Genomic DNA, 25,416 nt, shown 5'->3' with positions numbered 1-25,416 from the left:
GCCTTACCTGGAGGAAGATTGCAGGGCAGCGACACTCGCCCTCAGCCGGGGTGCGGCGAAATCCAGAAAGTGGCGCATTTTGAGCGGCATCTGGCCACGGGCGAGATGGACCAGGTGGATGGGAGCCGGCTCCGGTTCGAAATCCTCGAGCACGAGTTTCAGCGCGCCGGCCGCGACCGCCCCTGCGACCTGATAATAAAGCAGCCTGGTGATGCCGGCGCCGCGAATGGCGGCCTCGGCCGCCGCCTCGGTCGTGGTGACGGAAAGCCGTGGGCTGATCGGCACCTCAATGGCCTTTGCTGCTCCGACCTTCTGGAACTGCCAGCCGACAGATGGCGTCAGGATCTCGACGCTGATGCAGGGCAGGCCCAGAAGATCGGCTGGCTCCTTCGGCACACCGCGGCCGGCAAAGAAGGCCGGACTGCCGCAGACGACCCTGCGAACCGTACCGACGCGCGTGGCGACCATGGCGCTGTCGGGCAAATTGCCGATGCGCACGGCCATATCGACATGCTCGTCGACGAGATCGATATTGCGGTCCGCCAGCATCAGCCGCACGTTGATCGCCGGAAAGGTGGCCAAAAAGTCCGTCACGACAGGCAGCACGTGAAGGCGGCCGAACTGCACCGGAGCTGTGATCACCAACTCGCCCTTCGGCATGGCGAATTCGCCGGATGCCTGACGTTCGGCCTCCTCCACCTGCTCGAGGATTCGTCTGGCGGCATCGACATAGGTCGTGCCTGCATCGGTCAAGGCGATCTTGCGCGTGGTGCGGGTCAAGAGCTTGGTTCCGAGCAGCGTCTCCAGATCGGTGATCTTGCGGCTCAGAGTCGGCAGGGGAATTTTCAGCGAACGGCTGGCCGCCGACAGGTTTCCCCTGTCCACCACCTCCAGCAACATCGACATGGCTTCGAACCGGTCCAAATCATTCTTCCATTTTCCGGTAAAATTACTTTCATTTTAAGCATATTCTCTTGGTGAATGGAAATCGACACATTTGCATCCACAAGCCAATCACGGTTTGCCAGCAGCGAAGGAGATCTCCATGTCCCGCATTTTCATTCCCGCCAAGGACGATGTGCCAGAAGCAACAAAGCCAACGCTCGACGCCATCCAGAAGGCGCTGGGCTCCGTTCCGAATATCTTCCGCCTCGTCGCCAACAGCCCGGCCGCGCTGACCGCCTTCACCAGCTTCCAGAACGCCCTTTCCAGGACACTCGATGTCAAGACACGTGAGCGGATCGCTCTGGCCGTCGCAGAGGTGAACGGCTGCGACTACTGCCTGTCGGCCCATACCTATCTCGGCCTCAACCTCGCAAAGATCAGCCCGGAAGAAATTGCGCTGAACCGCAAGGGCGCATCAGCCGATGCCAAGGCGAATGCCGCCGTCGGCTTTGCGGCAAAGATTGCCGAAGCGCGCGGTCATGTCTCCGATGCCGATATCGCGAGCGTCCGCGCTGCCGGCTTTTCTGATGCGCAGATCGTCGAGATCGTCGCTCTGGTCGCCGAAAACACTTTCACCAATTATCTGAACGAAGTCGCCAAGACCGATATCGACTTCCCGGTCGTGTCCGCAGCCAATGCCGCCTAACGGATGACGAGCGGGTTAAAGCCCCGCTCCCACCCAACCTTGAGGAGATGGATCATGTCCTATGGATTTCTCGACATAGCCTCGACGCCCAGCGTGCGCGCCGCCCAGGCCGAAATGGGTGTTCAGGATTTCTGGACCAACCTGCCGACCGACCGCAGCTTCGACCGCTTCACGGAAAACGAGAGCGCCTTCATTGCGTCGCGCGACAGTTTCTACATGGCCTCCGTTTCCGAAACGGGCTGGCCCTACGTCCAGCATCGGGGTGGTCCGCAGGGCTTTCTCAAGGTGGTCGATGATCGCACGCTTGCCTTTGCAGATTACCGCGGCAACCGGCAGTATATAAGCGTCGGCAATCTCGCGGCCAATGAGCGGGTCTGCCTCTTTCTCATGGATTATCCCCGCCGCGCGCGGCTAAAGATCTATGCGCATGCCGAAAAGCTGGCGCTCGATGCGGAGCCTGCACTGACGGAGCTTGTCGCCACGCCGTCCTATCGGGCAAAGCCGGAACGCCTCTTCCGCCTGCGCCTCGAAGCTTTCGACTGGAACTGCCCGCAGCATATCACACCGCGCTATACCGAGGCGGAGATCGGCGTCGCCGTCCAGCCGCTTCGTCAGCGTCTCGCAGAGCTGGAGGCCGAGAATGACGCCTTAAGGGCGCAGATCGCGCGAGCTGGAGGTGCAGAGTAGCGCCTGGCTAATGAGCCGAAACCATGCCCCGATCAGTGAGCGTCATACCGGCGAGATCAATGCCCATACCACGAGCGCCCTGGGCTGCTGCCCGGCCGACGGCCTGGAGCTGGTCGGGATCGCTTTGAGACTGCTCGACGGCGCTTTCGACCAGCGCCGCCTGCAGCAGCAGGGCTTCAGCCATCTCCTGCTTCGACGCGTCGTCTGCGGTGGTGACCATAGCGGCCGATGCCATGGCATTCATGACCTGCCGGCGCACGGCGGCCGTCGAAGCCGGGCTCGGGTCATCGGTCGTGCCGCGCGTCGCCTGCCAGCTGCTGATCAGCCAGACGGTATAGGCATCGACGACATTGTCGATCCTCAGGCCGTAGCGGGCAAGTGGTGGGCGCATCGCCTCGATGATATCCTGCGAGGCAAAGAGTTTGGCGAGCGTGTCAGCACCTTTCGGATCGACGGCTTTGGTCTTCGATACGAAATTCTCGAGATTGGCGGAACGGCGCGACTTCGACGGTGTATAGCGAAAGTCTGCGACGCTGACCGGTTTGGTGGCGGCAGGCGCTTGCTTTCCCGAGTTCGATCGCGGCACCGGGCGCTGCATCTGCCGACGCAGCGTCTCGGCGATCGGCCCCATATTCAAGGTGGCCTCGAAGGCACCGGGGCTCAGCGGCCCGGCAAAATCTGCCTGGGCGCCTGCGCTGACCGGCAGGCAGAGAACGAACCCAACGACGACAATCCGAGCATATCTCATCAATGAACCCCAAGGCGCAGCCGCGGCGAATATATGCGGCGTGTTCGCGTCGGCAAGGTGAACAGATGGCTTGGGGGCCACTTCGCGTCCCCGCAGTTTCGCATCCTCGCAGAACCGTATTGCGAATGTGCGACATTGACCGGCATCGAACATCCCCCCGCCTGTAGCCTGAGCAGCAACTGGACTTTGCCCCAGCCTCCGGGGATAGTTCGAGCAATATCCGGATAGAAACGATGGAGGCTCCGGTGAAGGCTCATCTTGCGGCATGTCTTGGTCTCACTCTCCTGGCATCGCCGGCAATGGCCGAGGGCAGGGTCGCCGAGGTCTTCACGAAGACCTGTCTCGCGCAGTTTCCGGATTTCAAGAATATCGATATGGCGCCCTATCACCCCTCCACGAACTCGACCACCACCGATAGGCTCAGCCCGGCGAACGTTCCGATGATGATGCCGACCAGCAAGACCTTCTGGGAGATCGGAACACCGGCGAAGAAATCACCCGACGATTTTCTGCTGGAGGTGAGCGAAGGCACCGTCTTGGAAAAGCCCGCAAAGGGTTGCATGGTTCTCGGAATGGGTGGCGGCAGCTTTCAGGAAGAGACGTTGCTCGCGACATTCCAGACAAGCCAGTTCGTCGGCGAGATGACGTCGTCAATCACACCGGGCTTTCGCTACTGGATCGTTGATGGCAGCGGACGAAAAGCCTTTTTCGGCATCAGTCTTGCCAATGCTTTTGCGCCTGCGGGCGCCTCGATGTTCCTTGTAGTGATCGACCCGTCGGTGGCGCAGCAATTGGGCGAGCTGCCCAAGCAGCAGAAAAACTGAGAACAGAGGCGCATTACACAACGCAAAACCGGTGACTGTTGCCGTCATTGGCACTCCAGAAATCCCGCCAGACTTGTTACTCCCGGTCATTGGCCGCCGGGCCTAGGCTCCTTGGCGATCATCAGGGAACCCCTCCTGATGACATGGTCAATTATAGGAGCATGTCTTGAACATCGAAAACAAAACGGTGCTGATCACCGGCGCCAATCGCGGCATCGGCCGAGCTCTCATGGACGAAGCGCTGCGGCGCGGTGCAAAGCACGTTTATGCGGGATCGCGCGGCGAGCAACAGCATGACGATGAACGCGTCACCTTCGTAAAGCTCGATATTACCGATGAGTGGGATGTCCAGAAGGCGGCCGCTACTGTCGGAAACCTCGATATCCTCATCAACAATGCCGGCATCTTCATGCCCGACGATCTCGGCGATACAGACATCATCAATCGCCATCTGGCGGTCAATTTCTTCGGGCCGCTGAGGGTGACCCAGGCTTTGCTGCCGGCGCTGACGCGGTCGAAAGGCGCTATCATCAACAATCTCTCCCTATCGGCACTCGTGCCGGTCGCGTCCACGCCGGCCTATTCGATCTCGAAAGCGGCGGCACATAATCTCATGCAGGCCTTCCGAGCGCTCTTGTCAGGCCGAGGTGTCGCGGTGCACAGCTGTTTCACGGGGCCGGTTGATACCGACATGACACGCGGCTTCGAGGTACCGAAGTCGCCGCCTACCCTGGTGGCAGCGGGAATACTCGACGGTTTCGAAAGAGGCGAGGAGGATATCTTCCCCGACCCCTATTCCGAACGCGTTGCCGATGGCTGGCGCACCGGCGTCATAAAGGCACTTGAGCAGGAATTTGCCGCTTACGTTCCGCCAGCGCCTGAAGTGGCTCAGGATTGCTGTCACCACTGACATTCTGTTTGCGCGTGAATGGCGTTGCCGCGCCGTTCGCCGCAAGCGGCTGGCTCTACTTCATATAAAGCGAACGCGAACGCTCCAGATGCTTGAGCACCGCCGCTTCGGCGCCATCGACGTCGTTGGCGCCAAGCTGCTCCAGGATCTCTTCATGTTCGGCGAGCGTATATTTTTCCTTGCCGGTCCAGATCAGCATTTCCGTATGATATTCCTTCAGCCATGCCAGCATGGCTTCGCTGACGGCCACATAGATCGGATTGCCGGAGATCTGGGCGATGCGGGTATGGAACCGCATGTCGGCGGAAATGAATTCTTCGGCGTGGCCGAGCGAGGCGCGCTGATGGTCGATGATCTCGCGGAGCGCTTCGACATCGGCCTGCTTGGCGCGCTGGGCGGCCTCCCGCGCCATGCCGCGCTCGAAGAAGATACGGGCACTCTTCAGGTGCTCCAGCGAATCCGCCGATTGCGACAGCATGATCTTCGCCGTCAGGTCGACCTGGCGAAAGATCGACTGGGCAGTCAGTTTCAAGACCTTCGCCCGCTCGCCGTGCGAGATGCTGACGAGGCCCTTGTTGGCGAGAGATTGCATCGCCTCGCGGATGGCGGGGCGGCCGACGCCGAAGCGTTCCATCAGAACGCGCTCGGAGGGCATTTCGTCGCCCGGCTGCAACTCTCCTGATGTGATCAGCCGTTCCAGCCGGTCAAAAACTTCATCAGACAGTTTTCGACGGACAATTGGCTCGATGGCTGAGGTCATGGCGTCTCGCTGGCTCAAATCTTCTCTCCCCTTAGCATTTTCACCGACCGACGACAAAGCGCGCCAAGCGAAATTCACACCTGTTGAAAATTTCCGTTGCAGAAAATGGAATACTCATTATACCAGATTACAAGTTGACGCCATGGCTTCTTGACGTGGCGAGAGGAGCAACCGGCAATTTCATGATGATAACCCTCACTTACCGCATCGAGACGCCCGGCAGCGTCGAAGCGATGGCGAACAAGATCGCCTCTGATCAATCGACAGGCACCTTCGTTCCGGTTCCGGGCGAGACAGAGGAATTGAAGTCGCGGGTCGCCGCCCGGGTGCTTGCCATCCGTTCGCTGGAAGATGCGGGCCATCCCTCCTGGCCGGAGGCGCCCGAAGGCGTACGGCTGCAGCGCGCCGATGTCGATATCGCATTCCCGCTCGATGCGATCGGCACGGATCTTTCGGCCCTGATGACGATCGCGATCGGCGGGACCTTTTCCATCAAGGGCATGACCGGCCTGCGCGTCGTCGACATGAAGCTTCCGGAGGCCTTCAGACAAGCCCATCCCGGCCCGCAATTCGGCATTCCCGGCAGCCGGCGCCTGACCGGCGTCGAGGGCCGGCCGATCATCGGCACGATCGTCAAGCCGGCACTCGGTCTGCGCCCGCACGAGACGGCGGAGCTTGTCGGCGAACTGATCGAATCCGGCGTCGACTTCATCAAGGACGACGAGAAGCTGATGAGCCCCGCCTATTCGCCGCTGAAAGAGCGCGTGGCGGCGATCATGCCCCGCATTCTCGATCACGAGCAGAAGACCGGCAAGAAGGTCATGTATGCGTTCGGCATCTCGCATGCCGATCCCGACGAGATGATGCGCAACCACGATCTCGTGCTTGCGGCTGGCGGCAACTGCGCCGTCGTCAACATCAATTCGATCGGCTTTGGCGGCATGAGCTTCCTGCGCAAACGCTCCGGCCTTGTGCTGCATGCGCATCGCAACGGCTGGGACGTGCTGACGCGCCACCCCGGCATCGGCCTCGACTTCAAGGTCTATCAACAGCTCTGGCGGATGCTCGGCGTCGACCAGTTCCAGATCAACGGCATCCGTGTGAAATACTGGGAGCCGGACGAAAGCTTCGTTGCTTCCTTCAAGGCGATCAGCACGCCACTCTTTACCCCCTCCGACTGCCCGCTTCCCGTTGCCGGCTCCGGCCAGTGGGGCGGCCAGGCACCTGAAACCTATCAGCGCACCGGCCGCACCACCGATCTTCTCTATCTCTGCGGCGGCGGCATCGTCAGCCATCCGCAGGGACCGGCAGCCGGCGTACGCGCCGTACAGCAGGCCTGGCAGGCGGCAGTCGCCGACATTCCGCTCGACGACTACGCCAAAGATCATCCCGAACTTGCTGCATCGATTGCCAAGTTCAGCGACGGCAAGGCGGCGTGAGGATGCGCGACCTGCTCGTCAGTTATTACGGCGACGATTTCACCGGCTCCACCGATGTGATGGAAGCGCTCGCCAGCAACGGCATTCCAACCGTGCTCTTCCTCGGCATTCCCGAGCAGGCACTGCTTGACCGCTTCCGAGATTGCCGGGCTGTCGGCATTGCCGGAACGAGCCGCAGCGAGAGCCCCGCCTGGATGCAGGAACATCTTGCCCCGGCCTTCCAATGGCTGAAAGGCTTGCAGGCGAATATCTGCCACTACAAGGTCTGTTCGACATTCGATTCCGCGCCCCAAGTCGGCAATATCGGCAAGGCGATCGAGATCGGCAAAGAGATCTTCGAGCAGGAGCTGGTGCCCATCATCGTCGGTGCGCCGCAACTCAAGCGCTATACGGCCTTCGGCAATCTCTTTGCCGCCTATCAGGGGCGCGTTTTCCGAATCGACCGCCACCCGGTCATGAGCTGTCATCCCGTCACGCCCATGCAGGAGGCGGATCTTGCCGTTCATCTCGGCAAACAGACCGACCTTGCCGTTTCGCTCGCCGATCTGACGCTGCTTGCATCACCTGATGCGGACGCGAGGACCGACCAGCTGATCGCCGAGGCATCAGGCATCCTGCTTCTCGATGTCGATTCCGCCGAGAGCCAGACCACCGCCGGCCGGCAGCTGCAGCGCATCGCGGCTGCCAAGGGCAGTTTCGTCGCCGGCTCCTCCGGCGTCGAATATGCGCTCATCGATGCGTGGCGCAAAAAGGGCCTGATCGGCCAGGGCGTCGAGTTTCAGTCGCCGGGTAAGGTGGATCGGCTCGCCGTCGTCTCCGGCAGCGTCTCGCCGACGACGGAACGGCAGATTCGCACGGCAATTGCCGACGGCTTTCATGATATTCCACTCGATCCTCTGGCACTCGTCGGCATCAATGCCGAGGCGGCACTCGACGTCGCGGTCGCAGCAGGCCTTGCCGCGCTGAAAGCCGGCCGCAGCGTCATCCTGCACACCGCCCTTGGACCCTCGGCCGATCGCGGCGCCGATATCGACCAGCTACCCGGCGCCCGTCATCGGCTGGGTCGCGCGCTCGGAACCATCCTGCGCCGCCTTGTCCAAACCGAAGGGCTTTCGCGCGCCGTTATTGCCGGCGGCGACACGTCGAGCCATGCGCTGAAGGAATTGCGCGTCGATGCACTGACGACCCTCTTGCCGCTGCCGCAGACCCCCGGTTCGCCGCTCTGCACCGCCCATGGCGGCTACGCGTCGACGGACGGGCTGCAGATTGCGCTGAAGGGCGGGCAAGTCGGCGCCGACGGCTATTTCGCGCAGATCCGGGACGGAAGGAAGGCATGATGCGATCGGGTGACTTCGTCCGCGAACGATAATGGAATGGTGATTGACTCATCATACCAGCTACGATACCAATCCCCGCATATGAAGGTGAGGAAACATGACTGCAATTGCCCTCTTTGGCGCCGGCGGAAAAATGGGATACCGGCTGGCCAAAAATCTCAAAGGTTCCCGTTTTGACGTTCGTCATGTCGAGGTCAGCGACGCCGGCAAGGCGCGCCTGAAGAACGATCTCGGCATCGATTGTACGCCGGCCGATGCCGCGCTCGATGGCGCTGATGTCGTGATCCTCGCCGTACCGGATACCGCGATCGGCAAGGTTGCAGCTGGTATCGTCGACAAGCTGAAGCCCGGCACGATGGTCGTCGCCCTCGACGCCGCCGCCCCCTTTGCCGGCCATCTGCCTGAGCGCGCGGACCTAACTTATTTCGTGACCCACCCCTGCCATCCGCCGATCTTCAACGACGAGACGGAGATGCAGGCGAAGAAGGACCATTTTGGTGGCCTCTTTGCCAAGCAGCACATCGTCTCCGCCCTGATGCAGGGTCCGGAAAGCGCTTATGGCCTCGGCGAAGAGATCGCAAAGGTTATCTGGGCGCCGGTCATGCGCTCGCACCGCGTCACGGTCGACCAGATGGCGATGCTGGAGCCCGGCCTTTCGGAAACCGTCTGCGCCTCGCTGCTCGTGATCATGCGCCAGGCGATGGACGAATGCGTCGCCCGCGGTGTTCCAGCGGAAGCCGCCCGCGACTTCCTGCTCGGGCATATGAACGTGCTCGGCGCCGTCATCTTCAAGGAAGTCGACGGTGTGTTCTCGGATGCCTGCAACAAGGCGATCGAGTTCGGCATTCCGGCCCTCATGCGCGACGACTGGAAGAAGGTCTTCGAACCTCAGGAGATCGCCGACAGCATCCGGCGCATCACCTGATACTGCCGCGGCAGGGCTCGAGCCTTGCCGCCTTTGCCGGCCCGGGGGGACTTTGAAGACCGGCCGGTTTTCGATCTCGCATGGATTGAACCGAACCGGGATTGGTTCGGCCATGCGTCAAACCTGGGAGGAGAAACCATGAAACTTACACGTAGACTGACCCTTGCAGCCTTCGCCGGCGCCCTGTCGCTTGGTGTTGCGATGCCGGCCTTTTCGGCGGACCTGATCGCCATCATCACGCCGGCCCACGACAACCCCTTCTTCAAGGCGGAAGCGGTCGGCGCCGAAGCCAAGGCCAAGGAACTCGGCTATGAGGCGCTCGTCATGACGCATGACGACGACGCCAACAAGCAGTCGGAAATGATCGATACCGCCATCGGCCGCGGCGCCAAGGCGATCATCCTCGACAATGCCGGCGCCGATGCATCGGTTGCCGCCGTCAAGAAGGCTAAGGATGCCGGCATCCCCTCCTTCCTCATCGACCGCGAAATCAATGCGACCGGCGTTGCCGTCGCCCAAATCGTTTCCAACAACTATCAGGGCGCCCAGCTCGGCGCGCAGGAATTCGTCAAGCTGATGGGTGAGAAGGGCAATTATGTCGAGCTCGTCGGCAAGGAGTCGGACACCAATGCCGGCATCCGCTCGCAGGGCTATCATGACGTCATCGACGACTATCCTGATCTGAAATCTGTCGCCAAGCAGTCGGCCAACTGGAGTCAGACGGAAGCCTACGCCAAGATGGAAACCATCCTGCAGGCGAACCCCGATATCAAGGGCGTCATCTCCGGCAATGATACGATGGCCATGGGCGCAATCGCCGCTCTTCAGGCTGCCGGCCGCAAGGACGTGATCGTCGTCGGTTTCGACGGCTCCAACGATGTGCGCGACTCCATCAAATCAGGCGGCATCAAGGCAACCGTGCTGCAGCCGGCCTATGCACAGGCCCAGATGGCTGTCGAACAGGCTGATGCCTATATCAAGAACAAGACGGCACCGAAGGAAGAAAAGCAGCTCATGGACTGCGTCCTCATCAACGCCGACAATGCGGGCAAGCTCGAGACCTTTGCCATCGCAAAGTAAAGCGGACGACTGCTGCAGGGAGCGCGGGAGACCGCGCTCCCTGCAGCCTATTCTCTTTCATTTCGAGGTTTATCGCATGTTGAGGATCAGGGGCGCCCTGATCGCCGCGCTCGTCGCGGCGGCTTTGCCCGGCTGCAAGATCATCAAGACACCGACTGCGGAAGAAAAAGCCGCAGCGGCGGCCAAGAGCGCTTTCGATCCGAATGCCAAGGTCGATGCCATTTGGCAGCCGCAAGTCGTGCCCTATTATGAAAAGCGCGCCGGCGCGCTGAAGGATGTCGCAGCACTTGCCGTTTCGAGCCCCGACCAGGCCGGCGAGAAATACGGCAATCCGCGCAAACAGGCGAGCTCGCCCTGGACCTATGCCGTCAAGTTCAGTGGCAAGGTCGTTGCCGCCGATACCGCCTCGCGGGCGGCAACGCTCGATGTCGATGCCGATGGCGACGGCAAAGCCGACGCAAAAGTGCAGATCGGGCCTGCCATCCGCGGCACGGCGCTGCGCGACACGCTGGATTTCGTCAATTTCAACGAGTTCAAGAACCAGATCGAATGGGCGCAGTTCGGCAAGTCCTTCAATGAGAAGGCCAATAGCGCCTTCCTGTCGGCGGTCCCGCGCGACGGGCTGGTCGGCAAAACGGTGACCGTGACCGGCGCTTTTCCGCTGCCTTCGGGCAGCGATCTGCCGCTCGTGACCCCTTCGGCGCTGACGGTGGCACCATGACGATCGCCGAGGCTCCAAAGGACGAGATCATCCTGCGCCTCGACGACGTGTCGAAGGTCTATTCCGGCATCGTCGCCGTCAAGCGTGCCAATCTCGAATTGCGCCGCGGCGCCGTCAACGTGCTGGTCGGCGAAAACGGTGCCGGCAAGTCGACGCTGATGAAGATCATCGCCGGCGTCGAACCGCCGACGCTCGGGAACATCATTCTGGACGGTGAAACCGTTTCCTTCGCCAGCCCCGCCGATGCGCAGGCGCATGGCATCGGCATGATCTTCCAGGAGCTCAATCTTTTCGCCAATATGTCGGTTGCCGAAAACATCTTTGCGACGCGCGAACTGACCCGCGGCGTGCTCGGCATCGACCACAAGGAACAGGTCCGCAAGGCCAACGAATTCCTTGGGCGTCTCGATGCCGGCATCGATGCCGAGACCATGGTCGAGGATCTTCCGATCGGCCAGCAGCAGCTTGTCGAGATCGCCAAGGCAATGTCGCTGAATGCCCGCATCCTCATCATGGACGAGCCGACGTCGGCGCTGTCGGCAGCCGAAGTCGAGATCCTCTTCAAGGTGATCGGCGAGTTGAAGGCGCAAGGGGTCGCGATCGTCTATATTTCGCATCGCCTCGAAGAGCTCATGCGGATCGGCGATTACATCACCGTGCTGCGCGACGGGCAGATTACCGGCCATGCCATGGTCAGGGATATCGACACCCGCTGGATCGTGCGTTCGATGATCGGCTCAGATGCCAAGGATTTTGCGAAATCCGACGATCATGCGCTCGGCAAGGAAATGTTCCGCGCCGAAAATATCAGTCTGCCGCGGCCGACCGGCGGGCTTGCAGTCGATAATGTCTCACTGTCGGTCAGGGCAGGCGAGATCCTCGGCATTTACGGGCTGATGGGCGCCGGGCGCAGCGAATTCTTCGAATGCGTCATCGGCCGCCATGCGCACTCGACCGGCAAGATCTTCATCGACGGCAAGGAGGTACGAGCGCGCGATACGACGCGGCGCATCCGCCGGGGCCTCGCGCTCATTCCCGAGGATCGGCAGCGCGAAGGGCTGGTGCAGGTGCTCTCCATCGCATCGAACCTGACGCTTGCAAGCCTCGGCCGCTTCACGCGCCTCTTCCATATCAATGCCAAGGCAGAGAAGAACGCCATCGTCGAGGCGATCCGCGATCTCTCGATCAAAGCGCCGAACCCGGACTTCGAGGTGACCTCGATGTCCGGCGGCAACCAGCAGAAGGTTGTCATCGGTAAGGCGCTGATGACCAATCCGAAGGTTCTGCTGATGGACGAGCCGAGCCGCGGCATCGATGTCGGCGCCAAGGCGGATGTTTTCCGCACCATGCGCCGGCTTGCCGCCAATGGCCTCGCCATCCTGTTTTCAACATCCGACCTCGAAGAGGTCATGGCGCTTTCCGATCGCATCGCGGTGCTCAGCAACGGCCATCTCATCGCCGTCTTCGACCGCGCGCAAGCAACGGAAGAGGCCATTATCGCGGCCTCCGCCAAGGGGCACGAACATCAAGGGAAACTTGCGTCATGACGGCGGCTACCGCATCCACTTCCGCGCCGAAGGGCGCGAACGGCTCCTTCCTCCTGACGCTGATGAAGCTTCGAACCTTCATCGCGCTCTTTGCCGTCATCATCTTCTTCTCGATCTTCGCGCCGAACTTCACCTCGACGGCGAACATGATCCTCATGTCGAAACATGTGGCGCTGAATGCCTTCCTGGCGATGGGCATGACCTTCGTCATCATCACCGGCGGTATCGATCTCTCGGTCGGCTCGATCGTCGGCCTGTGCGGCATGGTCGCCGGCGGGTTGATCCTCTACGGCATCGAACTGCCGATCGGCTATACGGTCTATTTCAATCTCGTCGAGATCGTGCTGATCACGCTGGCAATCGGTCTCTTCATCGGCCTGATCAATGGCTTGTTGATCACTAGGCTCAATGTCGCGCCCTTCATCGCCACGCTCGGCACGCTCTATGTCGCCCGCGGCCTGGCGCTGCTTTCATCCGACGGCCAGACCTTTCCGAACCTCGTCGGGCGGCCGGAATATGCGACGACCGGTTTCGATTTCTTCGGGGCGGGCCGCGTTCTTGGCCTGCCGGTATCGATCTGGATCCTGATCGTGCTGGCGCTGGTAGCCGCTTACGTCGCGCGCTCGACGCCGATCGGGCGCCACATCTTTGCCGTCGGCGGCAATGAGCGCGCCGCCCGCATGTCGGGCATCCGCGTGGATCTGGTCAAGATCTTCGTCTACATGTTCTCCGGGCTTTGCGCCGCGATCGTCGGCATCGTCATCTCCTCGGAGCTGATGGCCGCGCATCCGGCGACGGGCGAAAGCTTCGAACTCAACGCGATTGCCGCAGCCGTACTCGGCGGCACTTCGATGTCTGGCGGGCGCGGCACGATCGGGGGAACGATCATCGGCGCCTTCGTCATCGGCATTCTCTCCGACGGACTGGTTATGATGGGGGTTTCCTCCTTCTGGCAGATGGTCATCAAGGGTCTGGTGATCATCATCGCCGTCGTCGTCGACCAGGCGCAGCGTCGGCTGCAGCAGCGCGTAACCCTCATGCAGATGGCAAAGGCAGGTTGAAATGGCTGACGTGAAAGGTGCTTTGATCGGTTGCGGCTTCTTTGCGATCAATCAGATGCATGCATGGAAGGATGTTGATGGTGCCGCGATCGTGGCAATCTGCGACCGCGATCCGGAGCGCCTGAAAATCGTCGGCGACCAGTTCGGCATTAACAGGCGCTATACGGATGCGGCGGCCATGTTTGCCGATGGCGGCTTCGATTTCGTCGATATCGCCACCACGGTCCAGAGCCACCGGGCGCTGGTGGAAATGGCAGCCAGCCACACCATCCCGGCCATCTGCCAAAAACCCTTCGCCAAGACGCTTGCCGATGCCAAGGCGATGGTCGAAGCCTGCCGGAAGGCAGGCATTCCGCTGATGGTGCACGAGAATTTCCGCTGGCAGACACCCATCCAGGCCGTGCGCCGGCTCTTGGACAACAAGGCGATCGGCATACCCTTCTGGGGCCGCTTCTCCTTCCGCTCCGCCTATGACGTATTTTCCGGCCAGCCCTATCTCGCCGAAGGCGAACGCTTCATCATCGAGGATCTCGGCATCCACACACTGGATATTGCCCGCTTCATCCTCGGCGACGTGAAAGCGCTGACGGCGCGCACGAAACGCGTCAACCCAAAGATCACGGGCGAGGATGTCGCGACGATCCTGCTCGACCACGAAAGCGGCGCAACTTCCATCGTCGACGTCAGCTATGCGACGAAGCTTGGCACCGACCCCTTCCCGGAAACGCTGATCGAGCTCGACGGCACCGATGGCACGATCCGCCTTTCGGCCGGCTATCGGCTCGAAGTGACCAATGCGGCAGGTACCGTCGTTTCCGACGCTTCGCCGCAGCTGCTCTCCTGGGCCTCCCGGCCCTGGCACAATATTCAGGAAAGCGTCTATGCGATCCAGAAGCACTGGGTCGACAAGTTGAAAAATGGCGGCGAGCCGGCAACGTCGGGCGCCGACAATCTCAAGACCTTTGCCCTTGTCGAAGCGGCCTATGACAGTGCCGCATCGGGAAAGACGATCGACGTGGAGGCCATGCTGAGATGACGACGGACGCCTTCGCCCTCTACGGCACGCATGAGGCCGAAGAGCATCCAGTCCGCCTGACCGCCGGGCGCCTCTCAGCCGATCTCGCAAAGGGCAATCTGCGCACGATCCGCTATGACGGTATCGAGGTGCTGCGCGCCGTCTCCTATCTGGTGCGCGACCGCGACTGGGGAACCTATAGCCCCCGGATCGAAGATCTCTGGGTCGAGCAGGGCAACGGTGCCTTTTCCGTCCGCTATGTCGCCCATTGCAAGGGACCCGAGGATAGCAGGCTTGCCATTTCGGTGCATATTGCGGCAACGGAGCGTGAACTGATCTTCGAAGCCAGCGCGCTCTCGCCGACCGGTTTCGAGACCAATCGCTGCGGTTTCTGCATCCTGCACCCGATCGTCGGCCTTGCCGGAAGCCCGGCCAAGGTCGAGCATGTGGATGGTCGCGTAAACGAGACGCGCTTTCCCGACCGGATCGACCCCTGGCAGCCCTTCAAGGATATGCGGGCGATCACCCATCATGTGCTGCCGGGCGTTTCAGCCGAGTGCCGTATGGAAGGCGATACATTCGAGATGGAAGACCAGCGCAACTGGTCGGATGCCTCCTACAAGACCTATGTGCGCCCGCTGGCGCTTCCCTGGCCCTACCAGATCGCCGCCAACGAACCGGTACGGCACAGGATCGTCCTTTCCATCCGCGACACCAGGAGCGGACAAACGACCGCCGCCGGCTCCGCTGCTGGCGCGATCCGGCTCGAACCGGGTGAGCACAGCGGCACCATGCCGGCCATTGGCCTGATCGTCGCGCCTGATGAAGCCAAGGCCGTGCTTGCGGCCCGTGATCTGCTTTCGGGGATTGCCCCGCAGGAATTGCTTTTCCACTTCGATCCTAACGCCGGGCATGGCGCTGATGCATTGCAGGATTTTGCCGCGATTGCCGCGCTTCACCGCGGACGGTCGACGCTGGAGATCGCCCTGCCCTGCAAGCAGTCGCCAGCATCCGAAACTGCCGAAATTGCCAAACAGATGCAGGCTGCGGGTTTCCGCCCCGATGCCATCATGATCTCCCCTTCCGTCGACCGGCAGTCGACGCCTCCGGGCAGCAAGTGGCCCGAATGCCCGCCGCTTGAAGAGGTCTATGCCGCAGCGCACGAGGCCTTTGCCGGCATTCGCATCGGCGGCGGCATGCTGAGCTACTTCACCGAGCTCAACCGCAAGCGCGTGCCGGCCGATCGCCTCGGTTTTATCAGCCACTGCACCAACCCGATCGTCCATGCCGCCGATGATCTGAGCGTCATGCAGACACTGGAAGCGCTGCCCTTCATCACGGGCTCGGTACGCGCCATCTATGGCGACAAGCCCTACCGGATCGGTCCATCGACCATTCCCATGCGGCAGAACCCCTATGGCAACCGCACCATGGACAATCCCGCCGGCGGCCGCATTCCGATGGCAAACCGCGATCCACGCCACAATGGCCGCTTCGCGGAAGCCTTTGCGCTCGGCTACGCCATCCGCGTGCTGGATGCCGATCTCGAATGCCTGACGCTCGCAGCGCTGACCGGCCCCTTCGGCCTGGTTGCCGGTAAGGCAGAACCAACGGAAGAAGGCGGCAACAGGCCGCTTTTTACCATCGTGAAGCTGCTGTCCAGCCTTGCCGGGTCAGCCTGGATTGGCTGCACGTCTTCGCATCCGTCGAAGGTTCTGGCCTTCCTGTCGGGGTCGACGCTGCATATCGTCAATCTGACGGCCCAAGAGCAAAGCATCGATATCAGTGCCTTCGGCTCGGACTCGCAAGGCAAGAGCATGGCACTTGCGCCTTTTGGTACGGCGTCGATCAAACTCGCCGTTTAGGGCTTTCGGGCACATCGCGCAGACCGGTGGGCATCAGTGTCTGTGCCGAGGAGGATGCACCGTTTAAAGATCCAGGCCACGCACATTCTGTGGTTGCTTTTATGTTTCTATTCTCGTCGAACGCTTATATGCGAAATATCGGGCGAGCCGTTACGATGGATACGATTCCCACCGAAGGCTTTGATGTGGCTTTGACACTGACCGACACCCTTGATCATCTGCCGGCCAGCAAGCGGCGCGATCTTGCCCGCGTGCTGGAGATCATCTTCTTCGAGATCGAGCAGTTTCGGTCAACCAAGCAGTCTGCAAAGAAAGCCAATGGCAAGATCCTCAAGGTCATCCTCTACCGCTCTTACGCCCGCGGCGACTGAGTGGAAGACCGGCTGAGTGGCTATCGCTCGGATTACGATATTCTCATCGTCGTCAATTCAGAGAGCTTTGCGCAGGAACAGGAGCTTTGGCTTTCGCTTGATGAACGGTTCCTGCAGGAACAGATGTCCACCGGATCGAGACGCCGGTCATTCCGATCGTCCATAGCCTGCATAACGTCAACGACCAACTGTCGCGCGGCCGGCCGTTCTTTGTCGATATCGCCAGAGACGGCAAGGTCCTCTACGAAGAGGAAGGTCATCCCTTCGTCCGGCCGAAGGCCCTGACGAAGGAAGAGGCGAACGTTGAAACGCAGCGGTATTTCGATGAATGGAGCCAAAACGCGAGACGTTTCCTGTAGGCAGAAGACGCATTGGGACAGGAATACCCTAAGCAACGCGCTTTCTTGCTTCATCAGGCTACGGAAGCACTGTATCACTGCCTGCTGCTGGCCCTGACGCTCTAAGACATACTTGCCGCCGCGCAGCAATCATGTCTAACGTCTCAAAGGTTAGCATTGCAGTAACACCGCAGCAAGCTGAGCTTTTGCGCGATGCGGTCGAAAGGGGTGCTTATGCCAGCAGCAGCAGCGAAGTTGTACGCGAAGCCATGCGTGACTGGTCTGCGAAATGGGCTAGCCGGAAGGACGATATTGTGCATCTTCGCGAATTGTGAGCGCGGGGCAAGCCGCAAGCTATTAATTTCGAGGCAACCCACGAAAGAGCCCGTCAGAAACTGAACGCCGCTCGCAATCATGGCGGTTAAGCTCGTTTGGTCGCCTCAAGCCGAGGACGACGTCATCAATACTTATGTCGAGATAGGTCTTCACCAACCTCAAGCCGCTGAACGCTATTATGAGCAGTTTAGGCAGAAAGTCGGCCTTTTGGCCGAAGCCCGATGGTGTCCTGACTTTCGACCGGCTGTCCTCGGTGTTCCTGTCGAACACCGATCACGAGGAAGACCAGCCGGTGCATCTCAAGGTCAAGGACATGGCGCTGCAGAAGTCGTCCGAGCACGACATCTATGCCGGTCCCTCGACCCGCTACTGTCCGGCCGGCGTTTGCGAATGGGTCGAGAAGGATGGCCAGGAAACCTACGTCATCAACGCCCAGAACTGCGTCCAATGCAAGACCTGCGACATCAAGGATCCCAACCAGAATATCAATTGGGTTCCGCCGCAGGGTGGCGAAGGGCCGGTCTATCCGAATATGTGACCGTTGCATCGACGCTGCCGCCAACCTGGCAGGCGTCCGGTTCTTTGACAGTCACGCGAGGACAACATTCGCACTAGCACCGGCGCTCTTGACCCACCAACAACTCAACAGCTGGCGCCGAAGTTCACTTCCGCTCCACTCTCCATAACCGATGAGGCGAATTGCGCTCATAGCCGAGTTCGGCGAAGCTCGCGACTTCCAAAATCAACCCCCACGGGGCTCGGAAATAGATCCAATTGAATCCCGCCAATGGTCCGCTTTCAACCAAGTTGGGTCCATCCAGCATGTCGATGCCCTGCGCTCGCAATCGATTCGCGCACGCATGAACGTCGTCGACTTCAAAACAAAGATGCATGCCGCCGACCTCCGAGGATCGCTTCGGTCGGCTGTCTTCCTCGCCACTATATTCAAACAGCTCGACACTCGTCCCTTCGCCGCAACGCAGGAACACCAGATCGCGTATGGTCGATTGTGCGGATGCGCCCAGCTTTTTTGCCATGAAATCCTGGTCGACATCGAAGGGTCCTGTACGAAAGACCTCGATCGCACCGAAGACCGCCCGAAAGAATGCAATGCCCTCTTCAATATCCGGCACCGTAATGCCGATGTGGTGCATGCCGTAGACCCTGCCCGTCATATGATAACCTTATCCAATTTGTTGAGACGCTCGAAAATGCCGGACGTGCGTGTGCTGATAGAAACTGCGGCTTGCCATCAGTCGCGGAGGAGGTCGCCACAGCTAGTGTGCTGTCCGCCTGCGGGCAGCCGAATAGATCAGCGCCGCGACGACAATCAGGATGCCCTGGAAAAGATATTGATAGGTCTGTGTGAGACTGAGGAATGTCACCGCGCTCAGCACTTCCGTCAGCAGGACGGCACCGAGGACCGTGCCGATGAATGTTCCGCGACCACCCGTCAGGCTCGTACCACCGAGTACGACCGCCGTGATGCTGGACAAGGTGTAGTTGACGCCCTGGCGTGGATCACCGACGCCGATCTGTGTCATCAGCATGAGTGCGCCGACGGCGGTCATCAGGGAGCAAGCGATATAGCCGCTGATATAGGTCAGATCGACACGAATGCCCATTCTGCGTGCGGATTCCTCGTTTGAACCGACCGCCCGCAAGCGCCAGCCAAGTCTCGATCCGCGCAGCGCGTATTCACCAATCAGCGTCACGACGACGAGGATGAGGAAGGCGACGGGAAGCGGCCCCCATTGCCAGTTGATCCAATCTGTGACGGTCGAGCTGATATAGCCGTCCGGGTTTTCGCGCAGCAGAAAGCTGAAACCCTGTATCGCGATATACATGGCAAGTGTTGCCGCAATCGGCGTAAAGTTCGCGTATCGGATCAAAACGCCATTCACGGCGCCCGTGACGAACGCACCCGTCAGCATGAGCAGAAATCCAATCAACATCATACCGCTCGACATATCCTCAGTGACGAAGAACGAGGCGACGACGACGAGAAAACCGGCAAGCGGGCCGACGGATAGGTCGATGCCGCCCATGAGCAGCGCGATCGTCTGTCCGAGGGCGATGAAGCCCAGCGCGGTCGACAGCAGGAGGATGTTGTAGATGTTGTAGATCGACAGAAAGTTGTCGTTCTGACCATTGACGAAAAGCCCGAGAAGAATACTCACAAGCGCCAACGGCACGGCGGGCGCAATATCCGACTGCAGGAAATGGCGCAGCCCGTTCGGTGCGGTCCCCCCTGATATCGAACCGCTTTCGACATCGTGAGTTGCGGCCTTGACGGCCGCCGCGACGATGCGCTCTTCGGTGACATCATCACCGGTCAACGTTTCGACGACGTGACCGCGCGACATGACGATGACCTTATCGCACAGCCCCTCGAGCTCGACCGCATCGGATGAGTTGACGACAACAGGCGTTCCTGCCTCCGATACGTCACGCAGGATACGATAGATCTCGAAGCGCGCGCCAACGTCCACACCCTGCGTCGGCTCGTCGGCAATTACAATGCCAGGCTCTGACAGGAGGGCGCGCGACATTACCACCTTTTGCTGATTGCCACCGGACAAGGACATGATCGGTGCTTCGAGACCGGGAGCTTTGACTGCCAGCTCGCCGAAGATCGCGGTGACTTTTTCGTGCTCTCTCCTACTGTTCATGACGCCACTTGCGGCGAATTTCTCCAGCGCAGAGAAGGTGGCGTTTTCGCGCACCGTCAGGCCGCTCGCCACGCCTTCGAGATGTCTGTCAGACGGCATGAAGGCAGATTGACGCAACAGCGTCGGTTGATTGACGGCTTGCCCGTGAAGCGTGACCGCCCCCTCTGCTGTGTGCAGACCGGCAAGCGTGCGCATCAGCTCTGTCTGGCCGTTGCCGGAGACACCGGCGACGCCAATGATCTCGCCGCGCGCTACATCAAAACTTACATTGGTAAATCCGTGGCCGCTCAAACCCGCAACGGACAAACTGGCCGCACCGCCGACCCGCTTCGACTTTGGCGGAAAGGCAGCCTCCAGCGTGCGACCGACGATGAGATTGACGAGCTCGGCATCGCTCGTGTCATCGACAAGTGCCGAACCGCGCACGCGCCCGTCTCGCATGACAGTGACGCGCTGGGCGATCTGGCGCAGCTCTGCCAGACGGTGGGTGATGTAGATCACCGAGGTGCCCGCTTTCACCGCCTTGCGGATGAGACCGAAGAGCATGTCAGTTGCCTCCTGGTCGAGGGAGGCCGTCGGCTCGTCAAGGATGAGGAGCTTCGGTTTCATTGCGAGCGCCTTGCCGATTTCGAGCAAATGCTTCTGCGCCACCGTCATCTGGCCGGCGCGCATGTGTAACGGTAGTGCCAATCCGACCGTGTCGAGCATCTCCCTTGCGACTTCGCTCATGGGCCTGCCGGAAAACATCGATGGCGGCAGGGCAACGCTCAGATTTTCGAGGATCGACAGGTCGTTGAGGATGGCGGGATGCTGGAAACAGATGGCAATGCCGATGGTGCTTGCGAACTCAGGCGTCATCTGCCTGATGCGCTCGCCCTCGAAGCTGATCTCGCCCTCGCTCGGTTGGAGCGTGCCGGCGATGATGTTCATCAATGTCGACTTGCCTGCACCGTTCTCACCGAGAATGGCATGGACCTCGCCCGGCCGGAATTCGACGCTCACGTCGCGAAGCGCGGCAACACCCCCAAAATATTTGTGGATTCCGGTCAGGCAGATCGTCTGGTCGGAACGGGTCGACAACGGTGTCGCGATTGCATTGATTTCTGCTGCAGCCATAGCTTGTCATCCGCTGGAAGAGAAAACCTGCCCGGAGCTCGGGCAGGTCCTGGATGTTTACGATTACTTTCCGACCGCCTTTGCCTGATCCTCGGCTGAAAGTTCGGAGGACAGGTAGATCGCGCCCGGAAGATCCTTGCGGCACTGCACCGCGCTTGGCTTGCCGGATACCGAATCCTCGAAGGCCGGTGCCTTGAAGACCTGTTCGCTCGGCGGCGTGCCGCCGGTGGCAAGCGCGACGGCCCATTGGACCGCGAGCCTGACATTGTCGTTGCCGGTTGCGACCGTGAAGAGCTTGAAGTCCGGATTGCTGTCCTTGTTGTCCTGCCAGAAGCAGCCGAGCGAGTTGCCATCAGAGGTAGCAAGCGCCGGGATCGACTTCCCCTGTTTGGCAAAGAGCGGCAGCGCACCGACGAGAGAGGGACCGAAGTCGGAGATGATCACATCGATCTTCTGGTTCTTGGCGATTTCCGCCGTCAGTACCTTCTGTGTCAGCGCCGGATCCCAGTTGGTGACGGCGAAGGGCTCCTGATTGACGAACACATATTCGGGGCCAAGAACCTTCTTGAGGCCCTTGAGTTCATCGAGGCCCTGGCTGTTGCCGGCAGGCCCGGAGAGGAAGAGGAGGTTTCCGCCTTTCGGCAGGACGCTCTTGATCCAGTTGCCCCAGCTTTCGCCATCGTTTTCAAAGGATGCGCCGACGAATTTCGAATAATTCTGGCCATCCTTGCCACCAACGGCGACGCGATAGGGCACGACGACCTTGCCTGATTTGAAGACGCTGGTAATGGCTGGAAGCACCGCCGGGCCTGCATCGCCAAAGACGACAAGCGCATCAAGACCCTTGGCCGCCATGCTCTTGATGTCGGAGATCGATTTCAACGTGTCGCCCTGACCGTCAGCATATTCGTACTTGGTGATGCTGGGGCAAAGATCCACGGTCTGCTTGCCGGAGGCCGTCGTGACCTGGCGCCAGCTGTTGCCGCCATAACCGTCCAGTAGTCCGAGCGTTGCCTTCTTCGGGCCGCACCAGGATGGGGCCTCGGCCTTGGCGATACCGGTAGTGGCGAATGCAGTGGTCGCGGCCACAACGGAAAGCGCCAGGTATTTCGAGAGAGATGCATGTTTCATGTTTTGTCCTCCACTTTTCTTGTCCCAGTCGTTGTCTTGCGGTTTACCGTCCAGCGGATCGAGTAAACACCGATGCCAAAACCCAGAGCCAAGGCCTGGATGATGGTTTGAGCTGAAAACGGCACCCCGACCGTCAGTGCGAATTGGCTCAATTGGTTGAGGAAAAATGCAGCGATGACCGTCGAGACGGGATAACCTCGCCCACCGAGAAGTGATGTACCGCCGAGAACCACGACAGCGACGGAGGGCAGCAGCAGGCTGTCCCCTTGAAAGGCGGTGGGTTCGCGGGTGATGCCGGCAATCAGTGTGCCGGCCATGCAATAGAGAAGCTGCGCATAGACATAGGCCATCATCTGGTGAATGCGCACGTTCAGGCCGGCAGCTCGTGCGGCAAGAGGATTGGCACCGATCGCCTCGAACCGTCGACCCGCCACCGTTTTCTTGAGCGCGAAGCTCACGAGCGCCATGCCCGCCAGCGCGAAGATGACCGAGTTTGGCAGGCCGAGACTTTCGCCGCCCGCGATCTCGGCCAGAAGGTTGGTGGTGATCGAGGGGACGCCGCCCGACACAGCAAAGACGACTGCGTAAAGCAGCGCATTGGTGCCGATCGTGGTGATGATTGCGTTCACCCTGAAGATACTGACGAGAAGCCCGTTCAGGGAGCCGGCGACGAGCGAAATGCCAATCGACAGAAGGACTGCCTGATGGAGCAACGCATCGTTCTGCTGCGGAAAGTGGGTTGCGATGACGACGGCAAGCGACACCGCGCCAGGAAGGGAAAGGTCGAAGCCACCCTGCTGCACCACGAGCAACTGACCGAGACCGACAATGGCGATGATTGCCGCGAAGGGCAGGCTTCCCGAAAGCGCGCCCCAGGACAGGCTCGACGGCGCAAAGACCGCGCATATGAGAAGGAGAACGAGCGTCGAGAAGACGACGGTCATGAAGCTTCGTGCCAGCGGTATCGGCAAGATTGTCCCCCTTGGATGCTTGTTGGAAGCAATGGGAAAGGCGTTCGTCATCGAAGTCTGTCTTTCGCGCTGAATGTCATGGCTCCGCCGCCGAGCTCCCGGCAAAAACCGGAGGGCCCGTTCGGCAAATATTCAAGAGAGGAGACCGACGTCAGGTATCCCGTTTCGGAAAAACCCAACCCACCGATGGGCCGGCCTTTGGCGGAGGTCGCAGTCGACTAGGCCGTCGACGCGCTGACAGTGAGTGGGGCGGATTTCGCGATTCCTGGTACTCGACGTGAAATCCGCTGCAAATGCTCCCGGCTTCTGCGAGCCAGTCGCGGATCTCGTCCCAGTTGATTGTACCTGCCGCTTTCATTTTCCCTCCTCCTCAGAAAATCAGCTGCTGCCGGGACACGCGGGCATCCCGATGCGGTCATCTTAGCGATGGCCGCCGATCGTTGGCCGCCACTCGTAGATGGCGACGCTTGCATAGACGTCGTGGAGGACAAAGGGATCCTCCGCGCTGAAGCGATGCATTTCCTCCAGCGAACTGACATCGGCCACGACAACTCCTCCGCTGCCTTCGCCGAATTCATCCACGATCGGTCCGGACTGGACGATGCCGACCCGACCGGACCGCAGATGGCGCTTGTGGTCCTCGAGATAGGTTTCGCGTTCGGCCGCCTTGCCGGGATTGGATATTGCGACACGAACTGCAAGCATGACCTCTCCCTCCCTGGTAGCCAAATCGGCCCTCCGTCTCCCGTCCAATTTCGGATATCGGAGACATCGCAATAGTGATGGTAACCGCACTCTGAGCAAAGGAAACAGTGGAATTATCCATTTTGGATTTCCGGATTTCCCTGCCCCCACTACGCAAAACTCCTCGTCGCGTCCAACGCTCCCGGATGGCGGCGAACCTATTTTGCCCGGGGTTCATCGCCCCGGAAAGCGCGCTCGAGCAGGTCGGTCAGACCTTCCTTTTCCAGGGCACGCGGGTTCCAATAAGGATTCGATATGGCTTGTTCGACGGCAGCTCCGACACTGCCTTGCGGCATGCCGAGCTCCTGCAGAGACATCTTCGCGCCGAGCCGCCTCGAAAGATCAAAGAGTGCCTGGGCGGGATCGGCGGCACCAAGCTTGCCGCCGAGCATGTCCATCGCTGCTGGTGCGGCACTGGCATTGTAGGCGATGGCATGCGGCAGCACGGCGGTATGCATTGCTGCGTGCGGCAGGTTGAACATGCCGCCGAGCGTGTGGCAGAGCTTGTGGTGCAACGCCATTCCGACCGACCCGAGACAAATGCCGCAGAGCCAGGCGCCGTAGAGAGCATCCGAACGGGCCGTCTTGTCTCCAGGGTTCTGGGTGATCCCGGGCAAGGCGCGAACGATCGCATTGATCCCCTCCAGCGCCATCATCGAAATGATCGGGTTTGCTTCCCGGGCATAGAGCGCCTCGACCGCATGGGCGACGGCATTCATGCCGCTCGTGACGGACATTGAAACCGGCAGGCTGAGCGTCAAGTCGACATCGTAGACGATGATTTCCGGAAGAATGCGAGGATCGGATCGCGTCACTTTTCGTCCACCCTCGGTTTCTCCAAGGATTGGCGTTGCCTCCGATCCGGCATAGGTGGTCGGAACAACAATCTGTGCAAGATCGGTACGATAGGCGATCGCCTTGCCGAGACCCGTCGTCGACCCGCCGCCGATCGCGACGAGGCCATCAGCTCGGAGTGCCTCGACCTGTCGCATGGCGTCGGCCGTCACATTGGTCGGCGTATGCATGGTCGCCTTGGAGAACATTCCGGCCACGCGCGTACCGAGATGAGCGGCGATATCCTGCGCCTGGCTTTCCTGTTCCGGTGTGGAGAGCACGAGCAGGCGTCTTGCACCGAGCCTGTCGGCCTCCTCCGCGAGCCTTGAGATCGTGCCGCTGCCGAAAATGACGCGGCCGGGATTTCCGGTATAGACGAAGTGTTCCATGCCG

At 60.6% G+C, this 25,416-nt stretch carries 23 protein-coding genes and 1 pseudogene; 15 read left to right on the top strand and 9 right to left on the bottom strand.

What is annotated here, in order from left to right; all coding sequences use genetic code 11:
- Positions 1-3 precede the first annotated feature (3 nt).
- A complete protein-coding gene (locus tag AB4Z13_RS26715; protein WP_442207251.1) occupies positions 4-924 on the bottom strand; it encodes a LysR substrate-binding domain-containing protein in 921 nt (306 codons plus the stop codon).
- Positions 925-1,045: 121 nt separating this feature from the next.
- Between AB4Z13_RS26715 and AB4Z13_RS26710 the strand changes: the two genes are divergently transcribed.
- Positions 1,046-1,591 (top strand): peroxidase-related enzyme, encoded by a 546-nt coding sequence (locus AB4Z13_RS26710; RefSeq protein ID WP_113320203.1) that lies wholly within the window; start codon positions 1,046-1,048, stop codon positions 1,589-1,591.
- 54 nt (positions 1,592-1,645) lie between these two features.
- Positions 1,646-2,278, top strand: a complete 633-nt coding sequence (locus tag AB4Z13_RS26705; RefSeq protein ID WP_113320204.1) for a pyridoxamine 5'-phosphate oxidase family protein — start codon at positions 1,646-1,648, stop codon at positions 2,276-2,278.
- A 7-nt stretch (positions 2,279-2,285) separates the two neighbouring features.
- Here AB4Z13_RS26705 and AB4Z13_RS26700 read toward each other — a convergent pair whose 3' ends face one another.
- On the bottom strand, positions 2,286-3,026 hold the full coding sequence (locus AB4Z13_RS26700) for a DUF6683 family protein (protein WP_162747907.1): 741 nt from the start codon (positions 3,024-3,026) through the stop codon (positions 2,286-2,288).
- 245 nt (positions 3,027-3,271) lie between these two features.
- Here AB4Z13_RS26700 and AB4Z13_RS26695 point away from each other — a divergent pair, with 245 nt between their 5' ends.
- Positions 3,272-3,850: a hypothetical protein gene (locus AB4Z13_RS26695; protein WP_442207250.1), complete on the top strand. Its 579-nt coding sequence runs from the start codon at positions 3,272-3,274 to the stop codon at positions 3,848-3,850.
- A 166-nt stretch (positions 3,851-4,016) separates the two neighbouring features.
- On the top strand, positions 4,017-4,760 hold the full coding sequence (locus AB4Z13_RS26690; RefSeq protein WP_113320206.1) for an SDR family NAD(P)-dependent oxidoreductase: 744 nt from the start codon (positions 4,017-4,019) through the stop codon (positions 4,758-4,760).
- A 55-nt stretch (positions 4,761-4,815) separates the two neighbouring features.
- Here AB4Z13_RS26690 and AB4Z13_RS26685 read toward each other — a convergent pair whose 3' ends face one another.
- A complete protein-coding gene (locus AB4Z13_RS26685) occupies positions 4,816-5,520 on the bottom strand; it encodes a transcriptional regulator NanR (RefSeq protein ID WP_442207315.1) in 705 nt (234 codons plus the stop codon).
- A gap of 182 nt (positions 5,521-5,702) precedes the next feature.
- On the opposite strand from AB4Z13_RS26685, the gene oiaX reads away from it, so the two are divergent.
- The 11 genes and pseudogenes from oiaX to AB4Z13_RS26630 form a co-directional block, all read left to right on the top strand.
- Entirely contained in the window at positions 5,703-6,959 is a 1,257-nt protein-coding gene (oiaX, locus tag AB4Z13_RS26680; protein WP_113320208.1) for a 3-oxo-isoapionate-4-phosphate decarboxylase OiaX, read from the top strand.
- Positions 6,960-6,961: 2 nt separating this feature from the next.
- Complete coding sequence (locus tag AB4Z13_RS26675; RefSeq protein WP_442207249.1) at positions 6,962-8,296, top strand: four-carbon acid sugar kinase family protein; 1,335 nt, start codon at positions 6,962-6,964, stop codon at positions 8,294-8,296.
- A gap of 97 nt (positions 8,297-8,393) precedes the next feature.
- On the top strand, positions 8,394-9,221 hold the full coding sequence (locus AB4Z13_RS26670; protein WP_007820524.1) for a phosphogluconate dehydrogenase C-terminal domain-containing protein: 828 nt from the start codon (positions 8,394-8,396) through the stop codon (positions 9,219-9,221).
- Between the two features lie 138 nt (positions 9,222-9,359).
- On the top strand, positions 9,360-10,301 hold the full coding sequence (locus AB4Z13_RS26665) for a D-ribose ABC transporter substrate-binding protein (RefSeq protein ID WP_007820525.1): 942 nt from the start codon (positions 9,360-9,362) through the stop codon (positions 10,299-10,301).
- Positions 10,302-10,377: 76 nt separating this feature from the next.
- Positions 10,378-11,022, top strand: a complete 645-nt coding sequence (locus AB4Z13_RS26660) for a DUF2291 family protein (protein WP_442207248.1) — start codon at positions 10,378-10,380, stop codon at positions 11,020-11,022.
- Entirely contained in the window at positions 11,019-12,569 is a 1,551-nt protein-coding gene (locus AB4Z13_RS26655; RefSeq protein ID WP_442207247.1) for a sugar ABC transporter ATP-binding protein, read from the top strand. The genes AB4Z13_RS26660 and AB4Z13_RS26655 overlap by 4 nt, the downstream gene beginning before the upstream one ends.
- Positions 12,566-13,630 (top strand): ABC transporter permease, encoded by a 1,065-nt coding sequence (locus AB4Z13_RS26650; protein ID WP_442207246.1) that lies wholly within the window; start codon positions 12,566-12,568, stop codon positions 13,628-13,630. The genes AB4Z13_RS26655 and AB4Z13_RS26650 overlap by 4 nt, the downstream gene beginning before the upstream one ends.
- A gap of 1 nt (position 13,631) precedes the next feature.
- Positions 13,632-14,666 carry a Gfo/Idh/MocA family protein gene (locus AB4Z13_RS26645; RefSeq protein WP_442207245.1) on the top strand — a complete coding sequence of 345 codons (1,035 nt, stop codon included), beginning with the start codon at positions 13,632-13,634 and terminating at the stop codon, positions 14,664-14,666.
- Positions 14,663-16,510 (top strand): D-apionate lactonase, encoded by a 1,848-nt coding sequence (apnL, locus tag AB4Z13_RS26640; RefSeq protein WP_442207244.1) that lies wholly within the window; start codon positions 14,663-14,665, stop codon positions 16,508-16,510. Before AB4Z13_RS26645 ends, apnL begins: the two co-directional genes overlap by 4 nt.
- Positions 16,511-16,665: 155 nt before the next feature.
- Positions 16,666-16,881, top strand: coding sequence for a hypothetical protein (locus AB4Z13_RS26635; RefSeq protein ID WP_442207243.1), 216 nt, complete (start codon positions 16,666-16,668; stop codon positions 16,879-16,881).
- A gap of 870 nt (positions 16,882-17,751) precedes the next feature.
- Positions 17,752-18,093, top strand: a pseudogene (locus AB4Z13_RS26630) (4Fe-4S dicluster domain-containing protein); the annotation flags it as partial.
- A gap of 124 nt (positions 18,094-18,217) precedes the next feature.
- Here the strand turns inward: AB4Z13_RS26630 and AB4Z13_RS26625 are convergent.
- The 6 genes from AB4Z13_RS26625 to AB4Z13_RS26600 all read right to left on the bottom strand — a co-directional run bounded on the left by AB4Z13_RS26625 (position 18,218) and on the right by AB4Z13_RS26600 (position 25,412).
- Positions 18,218-18,709: a VOC family protein gene (locus tag AB4Z13_RS26625; RefSeq protein ID WP_442207242.1), complete on the bottom strand. Its 492-nt coding sequence runs from the start codon at positions 18,707-18,709 to the stop codon at positions 18,218-18,220.
- 123 nt (positions 18,710-18,832) lie between these two features.
- Complete coding sequence (locus AB4Z13_RS26620) at positions 18,833-21,343, bottom strand: ATP-binding cassette domain-containing protein (RefSeq protein WP_442207241.1); 2,511 nt, start codon at positions 21,341-21,343, stop codon at positions 18,833-18,835.
- Positions 21,344-21,406: 63 nt separating this feature from the next.
- Positions 21,407-22,474 carry a substrate-binding domain-containing protein gene (locus tag AB4Z13_RS26615; protein ID WP_113320217.1) on the bottom strand — a complete coding sequence of 356 codons (1,068 nt, stop codon included), beginning with the start codon at positions 22,472-22,474 and terminating at the stop codon, positions 21,407-21,409.
- Positions 22,471-23,445: an ABC transporter permease gene (locus AB4Z13_RS26610; RefSeq protein ID WP_442207240.1), complete on the bottom strand. Its 975-nt coding sequence runs from the start codon at positions 23,443-23,445 to the stop codon at positions 22,471-22,473. The genes AB4Z13_RS26615 and AB4Z13_RS26610 overlap by 4 nt, the downstream gene beginning before the upstream one ends.
- 420 nt (positions 23,446-23,865) lie before the next feature.
- Positions 23,866-24,150 (bottom strand): YciI family protein, encoded by a 285-nt coding sequence (locus tag AB4Z13_RS26605; protein ID WP_113320219.1) that lies wholly within the window; start codon positions 24,148-24,150, stop codon positions 23,866-23,868.
- A 197-nt stretch (positions 24,151-24,347) separates the two neighbouring features.
- Positions 24,348-25,412, bottom strand: coding sequence for a maleylacetate reductase (locus AB4Z13_RS26600; protein ID WP_113320220.1), 1,065 nt, complete (start codon positions 25,410-25,412; stop codon positions 24,348-24,350).
- Between the last annotated feature and the right edge of the window lie 4 nt (positions 25,413-25,416).

Origin of the sequence: Rhizobium sp. YAF28, from assembly GCF_052113285.1 — a bacterium.
Taxonomy (GTDB): Bacteria; Pseudomonadota; Alphaproteobacteria; order Rhizobiales; family Rhizobiaceae; genus Rhizobium.
The sequence above is the reverse complement of the archived record's forward strand: the minus strand, read 5'-3'. Positions and strand labels throughout refer to the sequence as shown.